This is a genomic window from Alphaproteobacteria bacterium HT1-32 (assembly GCA_009649675.1).
Lineage (GTDB): Bacteria > Pseudomonadota > Alphaproteobacteria > Rhodospirillales > HT1-32 > HT1-32.
The window spans coordinates 510,899-531,166 of sequence record WJPL01000003.1 but is presented as its reverse complement, the minus strand read 5'-3'; the positions used below and the strand labels follow the sequence as shown (position 1 = coordinate 531,166).

At 57.3% G+C, this 20,268-nt stretch carries 20 protein-coding genes; 16 read left to right on the top strand and 4 right to left on the bottom strand.

All coding sequences use genetic code 11. The features are described from left to right. Window positions 1-71: 71 nt before the first annotated feature. Both GH722_17905 and GH722_17900 read right to left on the bottom strand, forming a co-directional pair. The gene (locus tag GH722_17905) at window positions 72-1,130 is read right to left on the bottom strand and encodes a methyltransferase domain-containing protein (GenBank protein ID MRG73642.1); all 1,059 of its coding nucleotides are present in this window, start codon (window positions 1,128-1,130) and stop codon (window positions 72-74) included. 6 nt (window positions 1,131-1,136) lie between these two features. Continuing rightward, window positions 1,137-1,520 (bottom strand): hypothetical protein, encoded by a 384-nt coding sequence (locus GH722_17900; GenBank protein MRG73641.1) that lies wholly within the window; start codon window positions 1,518-1,520, stop codon window positions 1,137-1,139. A gap of 200 nt (window positions 1,521-1,720) precedes the next feature. Here GH722_17900 and GH722_17895 point away from each other — a divergent pair, with 200 nt between their 5' ends. Then, window positions 1,721-2,746, top strand: a complete 1,026-nt coding sequence (locus tag GH722_17895; GenBank protein ID MRG73640.1) for an LPXTG cell wall anchor domain-containing protein — start codon at window positions 1,721-1,723, stop codon at window positions 2,744-2,746. Window positions 2,747-2,827: 81 nt separating this feature from the next. Further along, complete coding sequence (locus GH722_17890) at window positions 2,828-3,346, top strand: hypothetical protein (GenBank protein MRG73639.1); 519 nt, start codon at window positions 2,828-2,830, stop codon at window positions 3,344-3,346. 183 nt (window positions 3,347-3,529) lie between these two features. Here GH722_17890 and merF read toward each other — a convergent pair whose 3' ends face one another. Then, window positions 3,530-3,745, bottom strand: coding sequence for a mercury resistance system transport protein MerF (gene merF / locus GH722_17885; protein MRG73638.1), 216 nt, complete (start codon window positions 3,743-3,745; stop codon window positions 3,530-3,532). Window positions 3,746-3,777: 32 nt separating this feature from the next. Here merF and GH722_17880 point away from each other — a divergent pair, with 32 nt between their 5' ends. The 11 genes from GH722_17880 (at window position 3,778) to GH722_17830 (ending at window position 16,639) form a co-directional block, all read left to right on the top strand. Next, on the top strand, window positions 3,778-4,230 hold the full coding sequence (locus tag GH722_17880; GenBank protein MRG73637.1) for a MerR family transcriptional regulator: 453 nt from the start codon (window positions 3,778-3,780) through the stop codon (window positions 4,228-4,230). 235 nt (window positions 4,231-4,465) lie between these two features. Beyond that, entirely contained in the window at window positions 4,466-5,812 is a 1,347-nt protein-coding gene (gene tssK / locus GH722_17875) for a type VI secretion system baseplate subunit TssK (protein MRG73636.1), read from the top strand. A 3-nt stretch (window positions 5,813-5,815) separates the two neighbouring features. Further along, window positions 5,816-6,601 carry a DotU family type IV/VI secretion system protein gene (locus GH722_17870; GenBank protein MRG73635.1) on the top strand — a complete coding sequence of 262 codons (786 nt, stop codon included), beginning with the start codon at window positions 5,816-5,818 and terminating at the stop codon, window positions 6,599-6,601. 4 nt (window positions 6,602-6,605) lie between these two features. After that, window positions 6,606-10,796, top strand: a complete 4,191-nt coding sequence (locus GH722_17865; protein MRG73634.1) for a hypothetical protein — start codon at window positions 6,606-6,608, stop codon at window positions 10,794-10,796. Window positions 10,797-10,824: 28 nt separating this feature from the next. After that, entirely contained in the window at window positions 10,825-11,988 is a 1,164-nt protein-coding gene (tssA, locus tag GH722_17860) for a type VI secretion system protein TssA (protein ID MRG73633.1), read from the top strand. A gap of 81 nt (window positions 11,989-12,069) precedes the next feature. Continuing rightward, window positions 12,070-12,555, top strand: coding sequence for a tetratricopeptide repeat protein (locus GH722_17855; GenBank protein MRG73632.1), 486 nt, complete (start codon window positions 12,070-12,072; stop codon window positions 12,553-12,555). An 8-nt stretch (window positions 12,556-12,563) separates the two neighbouring features. Then, window positions 12,564-13,430 (top strand): alpha/beta fold hydrolase, encoded by an 867-nt coding sequence (locus tag GH722_17850; GenBank protein ID MRG73631.1) that lies wholly within the window; start codon window positions 12,564-12,566, stop codon window positions 13,428-13,430. A gap of 109 nt (window positions 13,431-13,539) precedes the next feature. Next, complete coding sequence (locus GH722_17845) at window positions 13,540-13,965, top strand: hypothetical protein (protein ID MRG73630.1); 426 nt, start codon at window positions 13,540-13,542, stop codon at window positions 13,963-13,965. 70 nt (window positions 13,966-14,035) lie between these two features. Continuing rightward, entirely contained in the window at window positions 14,036-14,428 is a 393-nt protein-coding gene (locus GH722_17840; protein ID MRG73629.1) for a hypothetical protein, read from the top strand. A gap of 88 nt (window positions 14,429-14,516) precedes the next feature. Further along, window positions 14,517-15,077: a hypothetical protein gene (locus GH722_17835; protein ID MRG73628.1), complete on the top strand. Its 561-nt coding sequence runs from the start codon at window positions 14,517-14,519 to the stop codon at window positions 15,075-15,077. A 92-nt stretch (window positions 15,078-15,169) separates the two neighbouring features. After that, on the top strand, window positions 15,170-16,639 hold the full coding sequence (locus GH722_17830; protein ID MRG73627.1) for a sodium:proton antiporter: 1,470 nt from the start codon (window positions 15,170-15,172) through the stop codon (window positions 16,637-16,639). A 91-nt stretch (window positions 16,640-16,730) separates the two neighbouring features. Here the strand turns inward: GH722_17830 and GH722_17825 are convergent, their stop codons facing one another. Beyond that, on the bottom strand, window positions 16,731-17,558 hold the full coding sequence (locus GH722_17825; GenBank protein MRG73626.1) for a hypothetical protein: 828 nt from the start codon (window positions 17,556-17,558) through the stop codon (window positions 16,731-16,733). Between the two features lie 95 nt (window positions 17,559-17,653). Between GH722_17825 and prpB the strand changes: the two genes are divergently transcribed. The 3 genes from prpB (at window position 17,654) to GH722_17810 (ending at window position 20,218) form a co-directional block, all read left to right on the top strand. Further along, window positions 17,654-18,568: a methylisocitrate lyase gene (prpB, locus tag GH722_17820; GenBank protein ID MRG73625.1), complete on the top strand. Its 915-nt coding sequence runs from the start codon at window positions 17,654-17,656 to the stop codon at window positions 18,566-18,568. A 62-nt stretch (window positions 18,569-18,630) separates the two neighbouring features. Then, entirely contained in the window at window positions 18,631-19,761 is a 1,131-nt protein-coding gene (locus tag GH722_17815) for an acetoin utilization protein AcuC (protein MRG73624.1), read from the top strand. Beyond that, entirely contained in the window at window positions 19,745-20,218 is a 474-nt protein-coding gene (locus GH722_17810) for a DUF192 domain-containing protein (protein MRG73623.1), read from the top strand. The genes GH722_17815 and GH722_17810 overlap by 17 nt, the downstream gene beginning before the upstream one ends. Window positions 20,219-20,268 lie beyond the last annotated feature (50 nt).

Below are 20,268 nucleotides of genomic sequence, written 5' to 3'. Positions count from 1 at the left end.
CAACCGTCAAACCCGTATCTTTGCATCAGGGAATCGGCGTCAGCCGTATTGTCCGGGATCTGCTGATAAGTTCAGGCCTGACGCCGGGCGACGATCAGATGGACGGAATAATCCACTGAACTGCGGTCGTGCAGGCGGGTTGCCCAGGGCTGGTGCGGGATTTCTTCGATAATGTTCCAGCCTGCCTCCCGCAGCAATGCGCGCAGCCGTGGTTCTGCGGCACCTTTGTCCTCAGCGCGCTGTGAATGGCCACCAATCCAGCTTTCTGTCCGCGTTACCGCGGATGACCAGTCATAGGGTGTCGCCAGTACCAGCCAGCCATCAGGCTTGGTGACCCGCGCCAGGCCCGCGATCAGGTCCGCCGGGCTGGAGACACTGTCGGTGGAGTTCAGCGCCACTGTCAGGGCAAAGCTTGCAGTACGAAACGGAAGCGCAGTTGCATCGGCTACCCAGAAGTCGGCAAAATCCCTGCCACCCAGCGAAACATCGAACTGCCGTCGGTCATATACCAGACCAAGACGACGCCGGGGATAATCGACGACATTCCGGCGCAGGATCGATTGCGCCATACGGATCATTGAAAAATTGAGATCGACACCAAGGGCAGGGCGTTTGTACTTTTCTGCCAGTCTGAAGGTTGTCCTGCCGACCGAGCAGCCGACATCCAGTATCGGGCCGGAGGGCAGGGAGCCGACCATGGTCAGTCCGGCTTCGAGACAGCGCAAGGCAGCGCCGGGACGCGGTTTTTCGGTAATTTCCGACGGATCAAGTCCGGCATAGTGATCCCAGGCATAGGTGCTGAGATGCTGGCGTGTCATGTCGAACAGACTGCCGCTGCCGATGCCGTCTCCGATGATACTCTCGATATCTGGGGACAGGTCGTCGCGCAGCAGAAGGTGGCTCTGATGATCTGACAGATAGCTGCGGATATCACCGATCAGCAGGGGAGCGCCGTTCAGAACAGGATACTCCTGAACCGTGTCACCATCACCGCCATGCAGCACTGCCTGATCGAGATGACCATCGCTTGTCCTGATGTCGGTGGCCAGCCATAGCGGTGCCTCGATACCATCCCGCATGAGGCTGCCGGGGCAGACGGGTCTGAACTGATCGAAGAGTTCGGGGCGCATGCCCGTTCAGCCGCCGATCATGACGGTTGGACAGCCCGGTCCGATAACCTTGCCAACGGGAGCCGGGATCGGTGCGACACAGCTGGGATGCGAGGTCATGTCATTCAGCCGGCCGGCGGGCATGCTTTCAATGATGACCGTCGCCGAGCCTTTCATGATCATGCCCGGACCACCGGGAACACAGCCGGGCAGCATGCAGGGAGCAGACTGATCCATCACCCGGGCCGCAGGCGGGCCACCGATCATGACAGTACCGGCCCCCTTGATGATGGCCAGTGGCAAACCGGGATGCGGTGCCGGGGTCGGAACCGGTGCAGCAGGATGAATTGGCGCATGACAATGCGGCGCATCCTGTTTGATCATATCGCCAAGGCGGGCGGCTGGCGGCATTAAGGGTCCCCTCAAATAATAACAGGATCATATCAGTTCCGGAGGGGGGTTGTCATTGATATGTGGCATCCGGCGGTCCGGCGGTCTGCTTCTGCAAGGACGAGCGGGAAAAATTTCTGAAATTTACGGTCTGGTAAGCGTTCTGTGGTCTGGTGCAGGCGGGTCATTCTGGACCCGTCAATGCCAGGGGATGGTCTGCGATGTCGATCACACCGATGAAACCGAGCTATGATCCGGCGCCGGAATTCTTGCGAGAACCGGCACCACAGGATGAATCGCTTTCCTATCCGGGCGACGTTGAGGAGCAACCGCTCAAGTGGCGAACAGGCGAAGAAAAGCCGGAAACGGGCAAGGACAGTAACATGCGCTTCATGCTGATCGCAGGCATTGTGCTGGCAGGTTTATTGATTTTCCTGGCCGGTATGTTCACCGGTGCCGCAATCGTGTCGCCGGATCCGGTGGATGACCGGGCTTCAAGGATGCAGAGCGGGTCTGCCGCTGATGGTGATATGGCTGGCTCTTCCGGCAAATCAGAAACCCTTATGGCACCGAAAAAGGCGCCGCCAGTGGTTGCGCAGGCTGCCCCGCCCGCAGCAGCCCCGTCTCCTGCCGCACCGAAAGTTGCCGTTACACCGAAAGCTGCTGTTGCTCCACCGCCGGCTGCACCGGCAGTTTCTGAATCTGCTGCCCCGGCAGCCGCAGCGCCTGCTGCACCGCCGGCACCTTCTGCAGCCGTGACGGCCCCGCCGCCGGTTGCGGCACCGCCTGCACCGAAGGTCATTGCACCGCCGCCGCCATCCGCATCTCTGGCACCTCCGAAACCGCCGGCTCTCCCGTCTGCGGATGCACCGGCGAAAGCGGATGATCTGCCGCCAGCACCGCCGCTGGAGCAACTGGCGCGTGATCTTGAAGGGCAGAGCGGGACCAAGCCAAAAGCGCTTGCCAAACCTGCTCCTGCACCGGTTGCTGCGGGATCGTTCAGTGTTCAGGTCGGGGCGTTCTCCAGCAAGACCAATGCAGATCGTCTGGTCGCCAGGTTTGGCAAACAGGGTGTCGAGGGCTTTGTTGTTCGTGGTACGGATTCGCAGGGGCGCACACTCTATTATGTTCGCTCCGGCAGTTTCGAGACACGTGAAAAGGCGCGGATTGAGGCCGACCGGATCAAGAAAGTTGCCGGAACGGCGGCCATTGTCGTCACGCCCGGCAAGGATGATGTCCGCCTGTAGCTCAGTGATTTTCGGCCCTTAATACCTCAAGTCTTTCATATCTGCGGGTCGTCGGTCTATTCTGTCGGTCAGCAAACCGGAATGGTAACAGCAGCCTTGGCATCCCTGACGCTTTCAGATTTCAGCATGAAGATGCGCATGTTCAGCGCAGGGGCCATGGCGCTTGCTCTTTCATCCTGCGGTTCTGCGCCGCAAACGGATCCGCGCCTCGGCTCGGTTGCAACCCAGGTCATCGAAATTCAGGTCAGTCCGAAAGTTAATAACGACAGCCCGGTCGCGGTTGATGCGGTTCTGGTTTACGATGCGACATTATATGACCAGTTGCTGCAATTACCGGCGCGCGACTGGTTCGCGAAGGTGGAACAGTACCGGCTTGATTATCCCCGCGGATTTGATGTCTGGCGCTGGGAGGTTGTGCCCGGTCAGGTGGTTCAGCCACAGCTGTTGCCCGATACGGTGGTACAGGCCATCGGCATGATCGTTTTCGCTGATTACTTCGCGCCTGGCGACCATCGGGCTGCGGTTGGTGCGACACGCGGCATCCGCATTTATCTGCTGGATAAAACCTTCGCGATCGAGCCTTTCCTGCCGCCGGCATAGGTTAGCCGCAGCAGTTGCGATCTGCCTGAACCGGAGGGCAGGGAACTGTCCCATAGGAACAAAAAACGCAGCAGTCGCCGGCGAGCGGTTTCAGCACTGTTCCGCAATTTTTGCAGTCATAAAAGTACTGACAGGCATCCGTCGGCATAATCTCTGTCTGGCGATAGCTGCATTCGGGACAGGTTATCTCTGATGATTTTTGAAGGCCATGCGCCATATCGTGAATCCTGTAAGAATGAGAAAGCTCAGGAGCGCGGGAAGAAGCAGGTAATCCAGCCAGAATGGCAGGACCATGATTCCCGCAAAGCCTGCCAGGATGATCAGTAACGGCGTGAAACAACAAAGTGCCGTTGCTATTGAGCCCACCAGCCCGGTGATGAGAAGTTTCCGGTCAGACATCACAAAATGTTTCCTTCCATTGAGGACGGAACATCCTGACATCTATAGTGCCTATAGGTTCAAGGCCTTATTCAGGAGAGGTGAAAGCTGTGTATCTGACAATCGGCGAACTCTCGCGAGAAACCGGAATAAAGGTTGTTACCATCCGATATTACGAACGAATGGGGGCGATACCGGAGCCGGGGAGATCTTCGGGAGGGCATCGCCTGTATGTCTCTGAAGATATCCGCAGGCTGGAATTTCTGAAGAAAGGCCGTGAACTGGGATTCTCCCTGAAGGACCTGGCGGGAATGTTGTTGATGCTGGACCAAAACCAGATCGACTGTCTGGCTTCAAGATCCGTCGCCAGCGAAATTCTGGATGGGGTACGCAGGCGTATCGATCATCTGAAACGCACCGAGAAATTGCTCGTACAGGCCGTGAAAAGCTGCGGTGGGAATACTTCCAACTCTTGCGCCGTTATTAACGCGATCTCGGGCGGGTGATCCGGAAGCACCTGTTTGTTAACCAAATATTCCCATCTGAAACATGCCGCATACCACCTGTTGTGGAACCAAAAATGGTTAATGCGCAAAGGAAGTGCTTTTTATTGCAAGGGATTCCAGCCGGTTATAAATAAGCATTGATGGAAATTGGCAAGATTCCGGCAAGTCTGGTCTTAATCATGTCTGTTAACCATTGAGACTAGTCAAGTGAAACGGCGTTAACGGGTCAACCAACATGCGAAATGCGCGGGATTTGCCGCAGGCGATACAATGGCACGAGGGTATGCTGCTGGCACCTCAGCATTTCCAGCAATCCTTCCTGCGTCAGGAATCGCTGCTACATTACCACCTGACCACCGGGATGCAGTATCACTGGGGGCTGCGCCGTGTGCGGATTGACCCGGCCTTGCTGGTGTCCGGTGTGTTCCGGGTTACGGATCTTGAAGCCGTGATGCCTGACGGGCTGGTGGTCTCTCATGATGCGCAGCTTGATGGTGATCTGGAAGTTGACCTGACCCCCTTTGAAGAGGGGCTTCGCGACAAACCGATCCTGCTGTATCTGGTGGTCCCGGCAGAACAGCCGGGTGGAGCGTCTGTCGCCGGCAGCCTGCCGCGTTATGAATCTGCGGAAGGCCCGTCAGTTGTTGATGAGAATACAGGTGAGGGGGATCTGCGCATTCCGCGCCTGCGGCCCCGGCTCAGCCTGCTGGTGGTCGACAAGCCGCCACAGAAATATGTCGGCTTTCCGCTGGCACAGATTGTTATCCGCAACGACGCTTACAGCCTGACCGATTTCATTCCGCCTTTGCTGCATGTGCCGACCCAGACGCCGCTGGGTGAGTTGTGTTCGCAAGTCGCGGCAAAGCTGCGCGAGAAAGCCTCGTTCCTGAGCGAACGGGCGCGGGCGCCGGGCTCAGAAGCTGACCGTCCGATGCTGCTTGAAACGGATATGCTGATCCGGTCTTTATGTGCGCAGTTGCCAATGTTCGAGGCGGTGCTGAATACCGGGGTGGCGCATCCCTATCCCTTGTTCCTTGCCCTGAGCGGGGTAGCGGGCAGTGTCTCGACGCTGGGCGTCGGTGGCGTGCCGCCGGTCTTTCCGACCTATAATCACAACGATCTGCGTTACAGTTTCGGTGAGTTGTCGAGCTACGTTTTCCGTATGATCGATACCGTGCATGAAAGCTTCCGGACATTGCCGTTTGATCTGGAAGAGAACGAGTTCTCGCTGGAACTGCAGCCGGACTGGATCGGCGACCGGCTGGTGATCGGTGCACGTGGCCAGATCGGCGCGACGGAAGGCGACATGATCAGCTGGCTGAACGAAGCCCTGATTGGTTCGGCCGATGTCATGCGGTCGCTGCGTGAACGACGAATTCTCGGTGCCGACCGGCGGGTGATCGATACGGCAGACGAAATGTCATTGTCGCCCAGCCGGGGGGTGGTTCTGTTCGAGATCAAGCCGACGCATCAGTTCATCCGGCCGGGTGAGAAGCTGCTGATTACCAATACGTCAGACCGGGTCGGTGTGCGGCGTCCGTCACAGATTGTCCTTTATGTCGCAAACCGGGGAGCTGGTTGACGGATGTCTGCCCTTATCGCCAGCGGTGACTACCGGTCATCATTTGTCCTGAGCCATTTCCATGACTTTTATGCAGAAGTCATGCGCCTGAAGACGATGATTCATTCCGGTGCCTGGGTTTTTGCACCTGACGGCGATATGCCGGAGGGGGAAGGCGATGCGCGCTCGTCGAATGCCGTCGCTGCCCGGATTTCTGCCGTGATCGAGAAGCAACTGGCCGAGGCGGAACGTACGGGCGGAGACTACGGTTCCGGCTTTTATCGTGAAGCGCAGTTTGTCATGGCGGCACTGGCTGATGAGGTGTTCCTGACGATGGACTGGGACGGGCGGGAAAGCTGGCAGTCCAATCTGGTGGAAACCCGTCTGTTTGGCACACATGCTGCTGGTCAGGTGTTTTTTGACAAGCTGGAACGTCTGCTGGATTCCCGTGATCCGGCACATTCCGAAGTTGGTGTATTGTATCTTCTGGCGCTGGCACTTGGCTTTCGGGGCAAGTATCGCGGACAGGATGATGATGGCGCGATTGATCGCTACAAGCGGAAACTGTTTACCTTTGTCGCCCGTCGCGAGCCTGATCTGTATCGTTCCGCTCGCCGCCTGTTCCCGCTGACCTATGCGCACACGCTCGATCAGGGCAGGAATCGTCTGCTTCCGTCCGCCATGAAATGGTGGCTGCTGGCAGGGGGGATTTTTCTGGCTCTGCTGGTGTTGCAGCATTTCATCTGGACGGGGATGACCGTCGACCTGCAGCAGTCGATCGACAGTATCATGAAGCTGGCGCGTCAGTAGTACGATGGAATCCTTTATCACCCAGTTCCTCGGTTTTCTCTCCCGGCATCTCGGTTTGCCGTTCTGGATTCTGTTGTTCCTTTTGCTCGCTGTTGCGCTGATTGTCCTGGTCTGGCAGCTCTGGTTCCGCTCTAAACCGGCGCAGCCTGAAGAAGGTGAGAAAGTCGGCTCCAGCACGATGAGTGGCGGGGCAAAGAACCGTCAGCATGCGCCGCTTGGCCTGAAGCAGTCATTCCGGCGTGCCTGTTCAACCCTGCGCAAGAACGTCGCCGGTCGTAATTACCTGTATGAAATCCCTTGGTATCTGATGATCGGGGAAGCCGGCAGCGGCAAGACGACTGCACTGGCCCATTCCGGTCTGAATTTGCCGATGGGGCGCCCGGCAGAAAACGAAAGCGGGCAGCGCCCGCCGGTTTCCTGGTGGTTTTATGACCGCGGAGTCGTGCTCGACGTCGCCGGATCGATGATCCTTGAACAGGAAGGCCGCAACGGTGACGAAAAAGGCTGGGAAGATGTCGTCTCGACCCTTGGCGAGTACCGGACCCGACGCCCGCTTGATGGTATTGTTCTGTCTATCCCGGCATCCGATCTGATCGGACCGAATATGGAGCCGCCCGATGTCATCGCGGCGAAGGCTGAACAGATATATGAGCGTCTCTGGACGTTGCAGAAGAAACTGGGATTCACACTCCCGGTTTATGTGCTTGTCACGAAGTCTGATGAAATTCCCGGCTTTGCCAGTTTTGCCAGGGCTCTGCCTGAACATGCGCGGGAGGAAATCTTCGGCTGGTCTGCCCCCTATGGTCCTGAGACAGCTTATTCGCCGGGCTGGGCGGATGAGGCGTTTTCGCATATGGGCCGGGTTCTGTTGCAGAACCAGCTGGAGGTATTTGCCGAAGGCGGGACACTGAGTGACGCAGAAGCAGTCTTTGAATTCCCATCCTCCTTTGAGGAACTGCATGAGCCGCTGCGGCTTTATCTGAATCACATTTTCAAGCCGAGCGTCTATCACGATTCTTTCCGGATGCGCGGACTGTATTTTACCGGTGATGCTGAGGCTTCCATGGATATGGATAGCTATCCTGGGAACGTACACCAGTTCGACAGCGCGCTTGGAGGGGGCAGCGATGCCGGGCTGGCGACATGGCAGGGCGGCGCATCCAGTGCGGGCCCGAGACCTGTCTTCCTGAAGCATCTGCTTGATAACAAGGTGTTTGCGGAAAGCTCGCTGGCGCAGCCGGCCGGCGGCAGGGTCAGGTCACAAACCCGGTCCGTCTTCCGGGCTCAGGTCGCCTGTGCGGCTGTTCTGGTACTTGGTTTGCTTGGCATCACCTTCTCGACCTTTGACCTGAATAATGACCGTGATGCTCTCGGCCCGCTTTTCGCTTCGAAATATGTGTCGCTGAATCAGATGTCCGAGATGGAACGGCATGGGGAAAAACCATCCCGTCCCTTCCTGCGCAAGGCATCGGAAGAGGTCATTGAAGGCATGTCCCGGGTTCGCCACGCGCGCCCGGTTTACGCTTTTCTGCCATCATCCTGGTTCAGCCCGCTTGGTGACAAGGTTCTGGTGGCACTGGAATTTGCCTACGATACGGTCATCATCAAGGCGATGCGGACAGAACTGCTGGCACGCACGCAAGGCCTGGTTATCCAGCCACTTCAGTTGACGACGGAAAAGCCTGGTACACTGAATGCAGACAGCGGATCTGACACAACGCCTGAACTTGAACTGCTGACTGCTTATGTTGATGAACTGGTTCGACTGGAAGCCATGATTCAGGGCTACAACCGCCTGAAGCAGGGCGGAGATGTCACCAGCATCGGAAAGATTTTCCAGTATCTCTATGACTTTGAAATACCGGAGAGATTCTTTCCTCTGGCAGCACGTTATCAGCGCGACCTTGATCCGAACAATTTCCAGCTGGTTGATATCGAGCAATATTCTGGCACGGCGCAGGCGCGGCTATTTGAACTCGCAGAACGCGCGCTGGATAGTCTGCGTGATGGCCGGGTAATTTTCAAAAATGCGCCGCTGGTTGCCGCCGGTATAGACACGCTGGCCTATGAGCGGGGAGACCCGGCAGAGGTTGCGGCAAGGCTGCGCGAGCTGGCAGTCATGATTCAGGAACTGAAGGCTGAACTGGGCAGCGCCGGCCTTCTTGCGTCACTGTCACGATCAACCGTGATAGGGAATACGCTGGGCGATATTCTGGTTGATGTGGAGACGTCGGAATTCTTCGGGCCCGAAGCGCGCAAGCGGATCGATTCGATGGCCGGTGAGTCTACTGAACATGCGCGTGAGCGGCTCTACACGACACGGTCAGCAGTCGTTGGGCCGATTGTCATTGTCGATCCGGCAACCGGTGCGCCGATGGTTGCCGGGCCTGTAGCCCATCTCGGGCAGGCCCTTGAAGAACTCATGACACAGCGTTTCATGCTGAAACAGTCCGGGGCAATTCCGAAACTTGTCGCAGGCAACAGTGCGGTTTTCTGGGACCGCCCGTTGCTGGAAGCTGCGCTTTCGATGCTGGACAGTCATGAAAACTACATGAACACCAGCCGCTCTCGATATCCTAGGGAATTGCTCTCTGTCGTTGAACGGGCGGCAACCCGTCAGCTGGAAATCAGTGTGCTCGACCTGCTGGCGGCGGCGCAGCAAACTGAGACCGTTCTGGCATCTGTCGGAACCCTGGATCCGGAAGGCCAACTCCGGCGTGAAGTAACGGATTTCCGGGCGGCTGCACCTGCGCTGCTTCGTATCCTCGACCGTTTTTCACGCCTCAAGACGGTCGCGGGCGAACGACTTGTTCTGCGTCTCGTCCGGGATCAGGCTGATGATCTGATACAGGAAGTTGACGTGACCTTGTCAGGGGATGGTCTTTATCAGCCCCGTGGTGACGGGTTTGGCTGGTGGGATGGGATGGAGCCCCCGGCATATGAAGGTTTTGATGCACGTGATGACGCTGAAATCGCAGCCTATCTTGATGCACAACGCTCCCGGATCGCTTTTCTGGCGCAGGACTATGCCCGCCCTCTGGTGGCTGTTCTTTCCAGCCCGGCCCTGAATCAGGGGCGTTCGGAAAACCGGATTGCCACCCGGTGGCGGCGCATTCTGGAAGCACTCGACAGCTATGACCGCCGGACGACAGGAAACAGCGTTTCAAATCTTGAGGACTTCATCCGCTTCACACTGACCGGCCTGACCGGACAGGATTGCCTGCTGCAGGCGGGGCAGGATGCGGATGCAGGCCGGTCTGCCGACTATTTTGACCGCCGCCGCCGTGAGTTGCTGTCCGATCTGCTGGCGCGCTGCCAGCTGATTGCGTCGGATACTGTTCTGTCGAGCTATGGTCAGATATCAGCCTTCTTCAATGAGCGGCTGGCGGGACGCTTCCCGTTCGGGACGCTGGCGACATCTGCGGGTGATGCGGAAGCTCTGCCGGAAGACATCCGCGATTTCTTCCGGCTGCTGGAAGACTATCAGCTGACTGGTATGGATCTGCTGCGACGTTCGGAGCGGTTCGGCCTGTCGCGGGACCGGGTACTGTCATTCCTTGATACGATGGTTGCTGCGCGGGCCTTCTTTGACCCGTACCTGACCTCTGCAGACGGTGCCCTACCGACCTTTGATATTGGGGCGGAGTTCCGGGTAAACCGGCGCAGGGAAGTCGCGGGCAACCAGATCATTGAATGGCGGCTGGGTGTCGGCGAACAGGTTGCGACACTCCGTGGTGAAGCGAAGACATTGCGCTGGCGATATGGCGATCCGGTTGGTGTTGTGCTGCGCTGGGCAAAAGACGCGCCAAACACACCGTTCGTCAAACCGGGAGAGCCGGCCATGACGGTAGACCGGGGCGCGGTTGCCTATGTCTATCAGAACAAATGGTCACTGCTGAGCCTGTTGCAGGATCAGGCATCCACATCCGAAGACTTTGCCCGGCTGTCTGACCCGGACCCGCATAGCCTGCGTTTTGATGTACCGACAGCACGGGTTGGCGGCGGTGTCGGGTTGTCACCGGTGACGCCGGAACCGGCCCGTGTCTATATCCGCGTCAAGGTTGCCGCCCCGTCTGATGAAGGCCGGCTGGTGGAACGACTGAAACTGCCGGCACAGCTCCCGGTGAAGGCACCGGCGCTGGAAATGGGGCGCAAGCTTGCGGGCCTCGAACAGCGAACACAGCAAACCCGATAGACGCAGAGAACAGGAAAGACGACTGAATATGGCCTCAGAGCCCGAAGACAAGGATGCCGGTGCTCCGGAATATGATGATGGCCTTGTAAATGGCCGTTTCCGACCGGTGCTTGAGGATTTTCTGGAGCCGGTTCCGGGCGATGATCCTGCCGGTGTGTCGATCCGGTATGAGAATATTTATGACGAGATCAAGGATGCCCGCCGGTCAGACGACCCCTCATTATCGCAGGGTGTCTGGGAGACTGAACTGAAACGGGCGGACTGGAAGCTCGTTGAATCCCTCTGCACAAAGGTCATTGTCGAGCAGTCAAAAGATGCCCAGATCGCAGTCTGGCTGACCGAAGCCTGGCTGCATCGGTTCGGGTTCGCGGGGTTTGCTGCGGGACTGGATCTGATTGTTAAGTTGTCGGAACGTTATTGGGATGGCCTGCATCCGCGTATCGAAGAAGGCGATATTGAATTTCGTGTCGGGCCTTACGCCTGGCTGAATGACCGGCTGGCTGTTCAGGCGCGTCTGTTGCCGATCACACAGCCGTCGACGACGGATGCCAGACCCTATTGTCTGAATGACCGTGAAGGCGGCGACCGCCTCGAAAACCTGTCGCGCCGGGATGAAGGTGCGGCGGACCAGGCAGAGCGTGGCGGGGCAGTGACCCGCGAGAAATTCCTGACCAGTGTGGCGCTGACGCCGGGCGCTTTCTTCCGCGACCTGTGGAAGGATTCCAGCAAGGCCTATGAAGCCGCCGAGGAACTGGATGATTTCCTTGATGATCAGGCGGGAAATGATGCGCCAAGCCTTGGCCGGCTGAAAGACGCACTGAAGCAGATCATGCTGTTTGCCCAGCGGACCATGGCCGAAAAGGGCGAGACACCAAAATATGATGATGACGACGATGATGATGACAGTACCGGTTTCCACGATTACTCGGTGGATGAGGATATGGAAGGGGATATCTCTGTGACAGATGGCCCGATCACCAGTCGCGCACAGGCCTACAAGATGCTGGATGCCGCGGCTGATTACCTGTTGCGCGCAGAACCGCACAGTCCGACACCTTACCTCGTCAAACGCGCGGTGACCTGGGGGCGGATGCCGTTGCATGACCTGCTGGCAGAGTTGCTGCAGGACGGTACCGACCGGCATCAGCTATATAAACTTCTGGGTATGAAGATGCCCCGCGGAGATGACTGAAACCAGTCTCCGATATAATCCTGACAAAGACCGGGTGAATACCTATATCCTTGATATTCATATTCTGTCCGGGGAACCATCATGAAGCCGTTCGTCTCCGTTTTCGTCATCCCGTTTGTGATCGTCTCAATGTTTGCTGTTCCGTCGTTCGGTGCGGGCGGTGGTGGCAGTTCTGACGGTTCCGGCAGTTCCAACTCCTTCAGTCAGGCCTTCATTGCAGCAGAAGCAGCGGTGAAGGCCGGAGACTATGAAGATGCCATAGGGAAACTGACCAGGCTGATTCTCGATGAGCCTGAGAATGCAGATGCCTATAATTATCTGGGCTACAGCAACCGGAAACTTGGCCGGATGGATCAGGCCAGAAACTGGTACGGGAAGGCGCTGGATATCGACCCGAGACATCTGGGCGCCAATGAATATCTGGGTGAGCTTTATGTCCAGACAGGTGAAATGGAAAAAGCAGAAGCCCAGCTCGATATTCTCGATGGCCTGTGTTTTTTCGGCTGTCGTGAATTTGATCAGCTGAAGCGTTCGATAGCGGACGCGAAAAAGCGGGCCGGGGGCTGATTTTTCGTATGATGCAGTCTCTTGGCTGGCTGGCAGCAGTTCTGCTGGCAATGTACCTCGGCATCACGCTGGGCATGTATCTGTTCCAGCGAAAGCTGATTTATCGCCCTGACGTTCATCGCAGCCACCTCAGTGAAGCGGATCTGGCGGAAGCTTCAGAAGTTACCCTGAAGACAGAAGACCATCTTGAACTGAATGCATGGTACGTACCGCCGCCTCGGGCTGACAGGCCGGTGCTGCTGTATCTTCATGGTAACGCGGGAACGCTGGCGGACCGTGCGGCCAGATTGCGACATTTTATTGCCGCCGGATTTGGCTGCCTGCTGGTTGATTATCGCGGGTTCGGGGGAAATCCGGGGACGCCGACGGAAGCCGGTTTGTTCATGGACGGGCTGGCCGGTCTGAACTGGTTGCGGGCCGAGGGCATTGCCGAGAACCGGATTGTGATCTACGGCGAATCATTGGGGACAGCCGTTGCGGTCAAGCTGGCGTCAGAATCGGCTGTTGCGGCTGTTATTCTGGATGCCCCGCTAACCAGTGTTCCGGATGTTGCTGCGCGCCAGTATCCCTGGCTGCCTGTGCACTGGCTGGTGAAAGACCGCTTTGATTCGTTCAGCCGTATCAGTCAGGTCGTCTCCCCGGTTCTTGTGATGCATGGAACGGCTGATTCTGTTGTTCCATACGAACTTGGCCACCGGCTGTTTTCAGCTGCAAATGAGCCGAAGGAATTTGTCCGTTTTGAAGGCGGGGCGCATATGGACCTCTATGATTTTGGTGCGGCAGCGGCTGTTGCGGGGTTCGTTGAACGCTATGCGGGTGGACAAGCGGCTCACCATGGCCATGAGGAACAGAACGAATATCGCGGAAAACCTTGATTTTTTTATCCTTAACGTCCACTATGCTTAATGAAATTTAACAGGTGTGCCGTACTGTTTTTTGCGGAACGCTTTAAGCTTCTGGAATAATTAAAGGAATCATCAGGGCATGGCCCTTCAGGTCAAACCGGTCGCATCTGCTGCCACAACGCCGAGCTCGCGTATTTCGCCGAGCAGCGGTGGTCGTGGTGTTGCGTCCGGTTCACGGGCTGAGGTCGATGCTATCCCTGAAGGCTTCAATGTTGGTTCGCAGGATGAACAGGTTCTCCAGCAGGATTTTTCGTTCACTGAGAAAGACAATGACCGGCAGTCGGGCAATAGGTTCAGCTCCCAGTCCGTTGCCTTCGCCTATGAGCTGCATGAGGCAGAAGAAGGGTCGACTGACGGTTCAGCAGTCTTCACGGCGTCGGGGCGTAGCGGCATAAACCTGCCACCTTATGAAATTGCCCGCGGTATCGCCGTGTATGAAAGCAATATCACGACGATCGCGAATGGTGGGAAATCCACTGGCGCGCAGTTGAGTTACGCTATCTGATCTCCTGTGTCTGTCGTCACAGCCGAATGCTCTGCGATCATCCAGTATCGGTGAAACGGAGTACGGAAACATGAACCCCATTTCTTCGATTGCTGTATCCGGTCTTCAGGCCGCAACTAACCGGGCGCAATCTGCTGCCGGTAATATCGCCAACCGAAACACGACAGGTTCGGTCGGGGATAATGGCAGCTATGACGGATACAGAACGACCGGGGTAACGCAGTCCTCGCAGGCCGGGGGCGGGGTTGTTTCTGGCACGGCACCTGTGGACCCGTCTTTTGTCCTGCAGTTTGCCCCGTCCGACCCGAATGCAAATGACGAGGGGATCGTTGGTGTGCCATCCGGATCACTGGTTGAGGATGTCACTCAGCTGGCGCTCGCTGAAAATGCCTATGAAGCGAATCTCAGGGTTCTTGAAACCGCAGATCAGGTTGCGCGCTCGGTCCTTGATATCAAGACCTGACCGGTTATCACGGTCTGGATGCGGAAATGATTTCTTTACCCTGTTCAGTCTAGAACCGGGGAGTAACTGTTTCCTGGCGTGAGGGAAAATGCCGTCTGCAGCCGATTCCAGCTTTGATGTCGCCATCTGGTTCACAGACCGGGCCTTGCAGGACAACAGCTATCTGCAACCACAGAAACTGCACCGCCTGCTCTATGTTTCTCAGGCGTTCTATGCCGTGGATAATGGCGGACGCAAACTGATGCCCTCCATTTTCGTTGCAGACCATCTCGGACCGATCGAACCGAATGTCTACCGGGCCTTCACCAATGGCCGGCCTGACTTCGACACCTGGCCGCTGCCGGAAGAGGCGGAAGTCTTTCTGAATGCTATCTGGGAACGCTATAGCCATCATTCGGCTGATCATCTGTCGAAGACGCTGATGAAGCACGCCCCCTTTCTGAATGCTTTCAAGCGTGCACCGGGGGCGGAAATCAGTCTTGATGACATGATTGCCTTTTACGGCCGCTTCAATCGCAAGCCGAAGAAAAAGAAGAAAGCGGCTGATCCCGTCGAGCAGTTGCATCCGGATCGCCCGACACTTCTGGTCTCGCAGACCGGGCGTCCGGTCTCGGTAACCAAATGGGTGCCGGGACAAAAACCCGGATAGCTTTCCGGGGAGTTTCGGCTTGGCTTGATCTGACCCGTTCGGCATACTTGCTCCCCACTTGGAATTAGCGAAAACCAAGGCTTTCCTCAGGTATGCCTGCCGGTTTTGCGATCAGAGAGAAATCATTGGGGGATGTCTTGATCCGTTTGCTTGCGCTTGTCGCCACGATTTTGCTGACCACTACGTCAGCTTCATTTGCCGCCGGCGAGGGCGCGCCGGTTCTTGATGGTGCAGACCTTGCGGTATGGTGGGTGGCACCGTTTGTGGCGATGCTGTTGTCCATTGCCGTCTTCCCGCTGGCAGCACCACATTTCTGGCATGATAATTTCGGCAAGATTTCCGGATTCTGGGCGCTGGCTTTCCTCGGACCCTTTGCGCTGGTGTACGGATTTGATATCGCCCTGTTCGAGATCATTCATACCCTGTTCCTTGAATATATCCCGTTCATCATTCTGTTGCTGTCGCTGTTCACGGTGGCAGGGGGCGTACGCCTGAAAGGCTCACTGGTCGGCTCTCCGGTAGTGAACACCGGGATTCTGGCGTTCGGTACGCTGATCGCGAGCTGGATGGGAACGACCGGGGCTGCAATGTTGCTGATTCGCCCTTTGCTGCGGGCGAATGAAAATCGCGAACATAATGTGCATGTGGTTGTCTTCTTTATCTTTCTGGTCGCGAATATCGGCGGCTCCCTGACCCCGCTTGGTGATCCGCCGCTGTTTCTGGGCTTCCTGAAGGGGGTCTCATTCTTCTGGCCGACCACGCATATGTTCCTGCCGATGCTGTTCGTCAGCGCGATTCTGCTGGTCGTCTTCTTCCTTCTGGACAGCTATCTTTATCGCAAGGAAAGCACACCGCCGGCAGATGCGTCTGCACCGGGTGAGGGAGAGAAATTCGGTATCGAGGGTGGCTTCAATATCCTGCTGCTGGGCGGCATTGTCGCTGCGGTGCTGATGAGTGGTTCCTGGAAGCCTGGCATTTCGATTTCCATCTACCACACCCCGGTTGAGCTTCAGAATATCCTGCGGGACCTGCTGCTGCTTGCTATTGCGGTTGCCTCCTGGGTGATTACCAGCCGGGAAAGCCGGGAAGCCAATGGCTTCAGCTGGTTCCCGATCGTGGAGGTCGGTAAGCTGTTCATCGGTATTTTCCTGACCATGATACCGGCGATTGCCATTCTGAAAGCAGGCCGGGACGGCGCCTTGTCCGATGTGATTTCGCTGGTCACCAATGATGCCGGGGAACCGGTGAATGTTGCCTATTTCTGGCTGACGGGTGTGCTCTCCAGCTTCCTTGATAATGCGCCGACCTATGTCGTCTTCTTCAATACGGCAGGCGGTGATGCACAGCAGCTGATGGGGCCGATGAGCCAGACCCTGCTGGCGATATCTGCGGGTGCCGTTTTCATGGGGGCGAACACCTATATCGGCAACGCACCGAACTTCATGGTGCGGTCCATTGCTGAAGACAGGGGTATCAAGATGCCAAGCTTCTTCGGCTATATGGGCTGGTCGCTGATCTTCCTGGTGCCGGTCTTCGGACTGGTAACGCTGGTCTTCTTCTAACTGACCGCGGCCTGATAACAGGCCATGAAAAAACCCCGCAGGCATCGCAGCCTGCGGGGTTTTTATTTCTTCCGTATCAGTATTCGCTGATCTAGTGCGCCATCAGCAGCGGCACTTCCGCATAGTGCAGGACATGTGAGGTGGCAGAGCCAACAACCAGATCGTGCAGTCGTGAATGACTGAACCCACCCATGACCACCATCTCTGCCTGATATGATGCCGCCTGATCGAGCAGAATATGTCCGGCCTTACGGTCAATGCCGGTTTCGTGCACCAGTTCCGCCTGAATTCCATGGCGCTCCAGATGCATCATGACTGATTTGTCATGGGCGTCTGCCTTGCCGCGTTCGGATACGGTAACGACGCGGACACCCTTGGCCTGTTTCAGGAAGGGCATGGCACCGCGAAGTGCCCGGTTGGCGGCAGGGCTGGGTTTCCAGCCGATGACAACACGTTCGGGAAGACCGCCCTTGTCCCAGCCATGCGGCAAAACCAGTGTCGGGCAGGGAGAATGAAGTGCCAGCTGATCGGGCAGGCTGTGGGCGATGATTTCCTCAAGTGTGGTTTCTTCTGTCTGGCTGACGATCGCGAGATCGTTGAAGCAGGCATGATAGGTCAGACGCTCCAGATGCTCACCGTCATTGACCACCCATTCCAGGTCAATGTCGTTACTGTCGAGATATTCTCTGAATTCGTTCTCGATCTCTTTCATCTTGCGCTCGGCAAAAGCGACTTTCTCACGCTCATAACCAACTGACGCACCTCGCCCGACCATAGCCGCCTTGAAATGCACCGGGCTGGTCACATAGAGCGCGGTGAGATGGGCATCAAAGCAGGCAGCCAGCCCCTTGGCGGCTTTAAACCTTGCGAGATGATCTTCATCGTCCGCGATATGGACCAGAATAGACTTGATCGACATGATGCACTCCGTGATGACTGTGGGCAGAGATTAACCGCAGGCAGCGGACGGTGCAACGTGGCTGCCCGTTCTGTATCCATGAAAGGAACCTTCCCATGAACACCTGGCTTGACCGACCAGCATCAACCAAGCGTCCCGGTGACCAACTGGCCGAGTTATTACAAAAGCCGGGTATTCTGCGCGCTCCGGGCGCCCATAACGCTATGGCCGGCCTGCTGGCACAGGAAGCCGGGTTTGACTGCCTTTACCTCTCTGGTGCGGCTGTAACGGCCAGCATGGGCCTGCCTGACCTCGGTATCCTGACCATGGAAGAGCTTTGTGCGGCGACCCGGCAGATTCACAGGGCAACCGACCTGCCGATCATTGTCGATGGTGATACCGGATATGGCGAGGCCCTGAACGCCATGCGGCTGGTGCGCGAGCTGGAGTCTGCGGGGGCGGCGGCGGTTCAGATTGAAGACCAGATCCTGCCAAAGAAATGCGGTCATCTGAATGACAAACGACTCGCCAGTGCCGAGGAAATGGCAGCGAAGGTTTCTGCCGCCGTTCGTGCCCGGACCGATTTGCGGATTATCGCCCGCACGGATGCTGCGGCTGAAAGTTTTGATGAGGCCGTTCGCCGTGCCCGGCTTTATGTCGAAGCGGGCGCTGACATCATCTTTCCGGAAGCTCTGGGAACACGCGAGGCTTTCAGGGCATTTGCCGATGCCATGCCGGGAACACCGTTGCTGGCCAACATGACAGAATTCGGGCGTACCCCTTATATGACCGGGGCAGAATTTGAAGCCATGGGTTATCAGATTGTCATCTGGCCGGTTTCCTCGCTGCGCGTTGCCGCCAAGGCGATGCAGCAGCTTTACGGTGGGCTGAAACAGGCCGACGGAACTGAACCTGCACTGGACCGGATGCAAAGCCGGGCAGAGCTTTATGAAACTATCGGCCTGAATGACTATGAGGCACTGGATGCCAGTATTGCCCGGTCAATTGCACCGGATACACCGGCAACCTGATCTTGTTGCTTTTCCGCAAGCCGGCCAGTCCCCATCTGGGTTGAATGAAGCAGTCTGAAACCATGTTACCGCAAGCAGCGGGGGCTGATGCCGCAGCCCGTCCGGTACTGATCGCCAGCGAGATTTACCGAAACTCGTCCTATGGCAGCAAGCATCCGCTGGGTATTGCCCGGGTCTCGGCGGCGCTTGATCTGTGTCATGCCGCGGGTTGGATTGCGCCGGATCAGTACGTCGACAGCCCCCGGGCGACGCCGCAGCAACTGGCCCGGTTCCATCACCCCGATTATATCGCAGCGGTGATGCGGGCCGAAGCCGAACAGTCACTGCCGGAGGAACTGGCGGAGCGTTATCATATCGGTCGGTTCGGCAATCCGATCTATCCCGAGGTATTCCGGCGACCGGCGACATCCTGCGGTGCCGGTATTCTGGCGGCACAAATGCTGCGCCGGGGCGGGGTGGTGCATAGTCTGGCCGGTGGCACGCATCACGGCCGACCGGACCGGGCGAGCGGGTTCTGCTATTTCAATGACCCGGTGCTGGCGATCCTGCAAATGCTGGATGACGGGCTGGAACGGATTTTTTATCTGGATATTGATGCCCATCACGGTGACGGGGTACAGGATGCCTTTGCCGATGATGACCGGGTATTCACCTTCTCGATTCATGAAGCGAATCGCTGGCCGCGTAGCGGTCCGGTATCAGACCGGGCAGGGGGAATGGCCCGCAATGCAGCTGTGCCGGCAGAACTGAATGACACTGAATTCCAGACCCTGATCGAAGGCGCTGTTCTGCCGCTCTGTGATGACTTCTCACCGGAAGCGATCGTTTTGCAATGTGGCGTCGATGGTCTGGCAGACGATCCGCAGTCGCGTATGAAACTGTCAAATAACGCACACTGGAATGTCGTGTCTCAGATGATGGGGCGGGCACCGCGTCTGCTGGTTCTGGGTGGCGGCGGCTATAACCCATGGTCGGTCGCCCGGGCCTGGGCGGGCGTCTGGGCAACTCTGAACGGCCACGATATTCCGGATCGGCTGGCAGAGCCGGCGCAGGCCGTGCTTCGTTCACTGACCTGGCAAAAGCTGGGGCTCGGCGATCCGCCAGATCATTGGCTGGACAGGTTACGGGATGCGGATAACCATGGTCCGGTCCGGTCTGAAATCACGGAGATTATCAATGAACTGTTACGCTGAACGCCGGTTTGCCGGAATCGCGATGTCGCTTGCGGTCATACTGGTTCTGACCCTGGTGCAGACGGCCGCAGCCTTCGAGACATCATCACTCTCGATTCGCAGCGGTGACAAGACCCACAGTTTTACCGTGGAACTGGCCCGGACAGCGGCGGAACGCAGCCGGGGGCTGATGTTCCGCGAATCGATGGCTCCTGATGCCGGTATGCTGTTCGATTTCGGGCGGGTGGCCCGTCAGGCGATGTGGATGAAGAACACATATCTCCCGCTGGACATGCTGTTCATCCGCAATGACGGAACAATTCACCATATCCAGCAACGAACCCAGCCACAGTCAGAGAATATCATTCCCTCGAATGGCCGGGTCAGGGCTGTGCTGGAGCTGAATGGCGGAACTGTTGAGCGGCTGGGAATCAGGGTGGGTGATCTTGTTGAACATCCCATGTTTACCGACAAATGATGCGATCCGGTCTTGCCAGTTCTTCTGAAACGGGTATGACAGCCTGATCT

Bases quoted from the DNA above. Each gene is read 5' to 3' on its own strand.
- GH722_17835 (MRG73628.1), top strand. From the start codon at position 14,517: ATGCCGTCTGCAGCCGATTCCAGCTTTGATGTCGCCATCTGGTTCACA.
- GH722_17840 (MRG73629.1), top strand. From the start codon at position 14,036: ATGAACCCCATTTCTTCGATTGCTGTATCCGGTCTTCAGGCCGCAACT.
- tssA (MRG73633.1), top strand. From the start codon at position 10,825: ATGGCCTCAGAGCCCGAAGACAAGGATGCCGGTGCTCCGGAATATGAT.
- GH722_17890 (MRG73639.1), top strand. From the start codon at position 2,828: ATGGTAACAGCAGCCTTGGCATCCCTGACGCTTTCAGATTTCAGCATG.
- GH722_17815 (MRG73624.1), top strand. From the start codon at position 18,631: ATGTTACCGCAAGCAGCGGGGGCTGATGCCGCAGCCCGTCCGGTACTG.
- GH722_17900 (MRG73641.1), bottom strand. From the start codon at position 1,520: ATGCCGCCAGCCGCCCGCCTTGGCGATATGATCAAACAGGATGCGCCG.
- GH722_17895 (MRG73640.1), top strand. From the start codon at position 1,721: ATGTCGATCACACCGATGAAACCGAGCTATGATCCGGCGCCGGAATTC.
- GH722_17845 (MRG73630.1), top strand. From the start codon at position 13,540: ATGGCCCTTCAGGTCAAACCGGTCGCATCTGCTGCCACAACGCCGAGC.
- GH722_17870 (MRG73635.1), top strand. From the start codon at position 5,816: ATGTCTGCCCTTATCGCCAGCGGTGACTACCGGTCATCATTTGTCCTG.
- GH722_17825 (MRG73626.1), bottom strand. From the start codon at position 17,558: ATGTCGATCAAGTCTATTCTGGTCCATATCGCGGACGATGAAGATCAT.
- merF (MRG73638.1), bottom strand. From the start codon at position 3,745: ATGTCTGACCGGAAACTTCTCATCACCGGGCTGGTGGGCTCAATAGCA.
- GH722_17865 (MRG73634.1), top strand. From the start codon at position 6,606: ATGGAATCCTTTATCACCCAGTTCCTCGGTTTTCTCTCCCGGCATCTC.
- GH722_17905 (MRG73642.1), bottom strand. From the start codon at position 1,130: ATGCGCCCCGAACTCTTCGATCAGTTCAGACCCGTCTGCCCCGGCAGC.
- GH722_17810 (MRG73623.1), top strand. From the start codon at position 19,745: ATGAACTGTTACGCTGAACGCCGGTTTGCCGGAATCGCGATGTCGCTT.
- GH722_17850 (MRG73631.1), top strand. From the start codon at position 12,564: ATGATGCAGTCTCTTGGCTGGCTGGCAGCAGTTCTGCTGGCAATGTAC.
- tssK (MRG73636.1), top strand. From the start codon at position 4,466: ATGCGAAATGCGCGGGATTTGCCGCAGGCGATACAATGGCACGAGGGT.
- GH722_17830 (MRG73627.1), top strand. From the start codon at position 15,170: ATGCCTGCCGGTTTTGCGATCAGAGAGAAATCATTGGGGGATGTCTTG.
- prpB (MRG73625.1), top strand. From the start codon at position 17,654: ATGAACACCTGGCTTGACCGACCAGCATCAACCAAGCGTCCCGGTGAC.
- GH722_17855 (MRG73632.1), top strand. From the start codon at position 12,070: ATGAAGCCGTTCGTCTCCGTTTTCGTCATCCCGTTTGTGATCGTCTCA.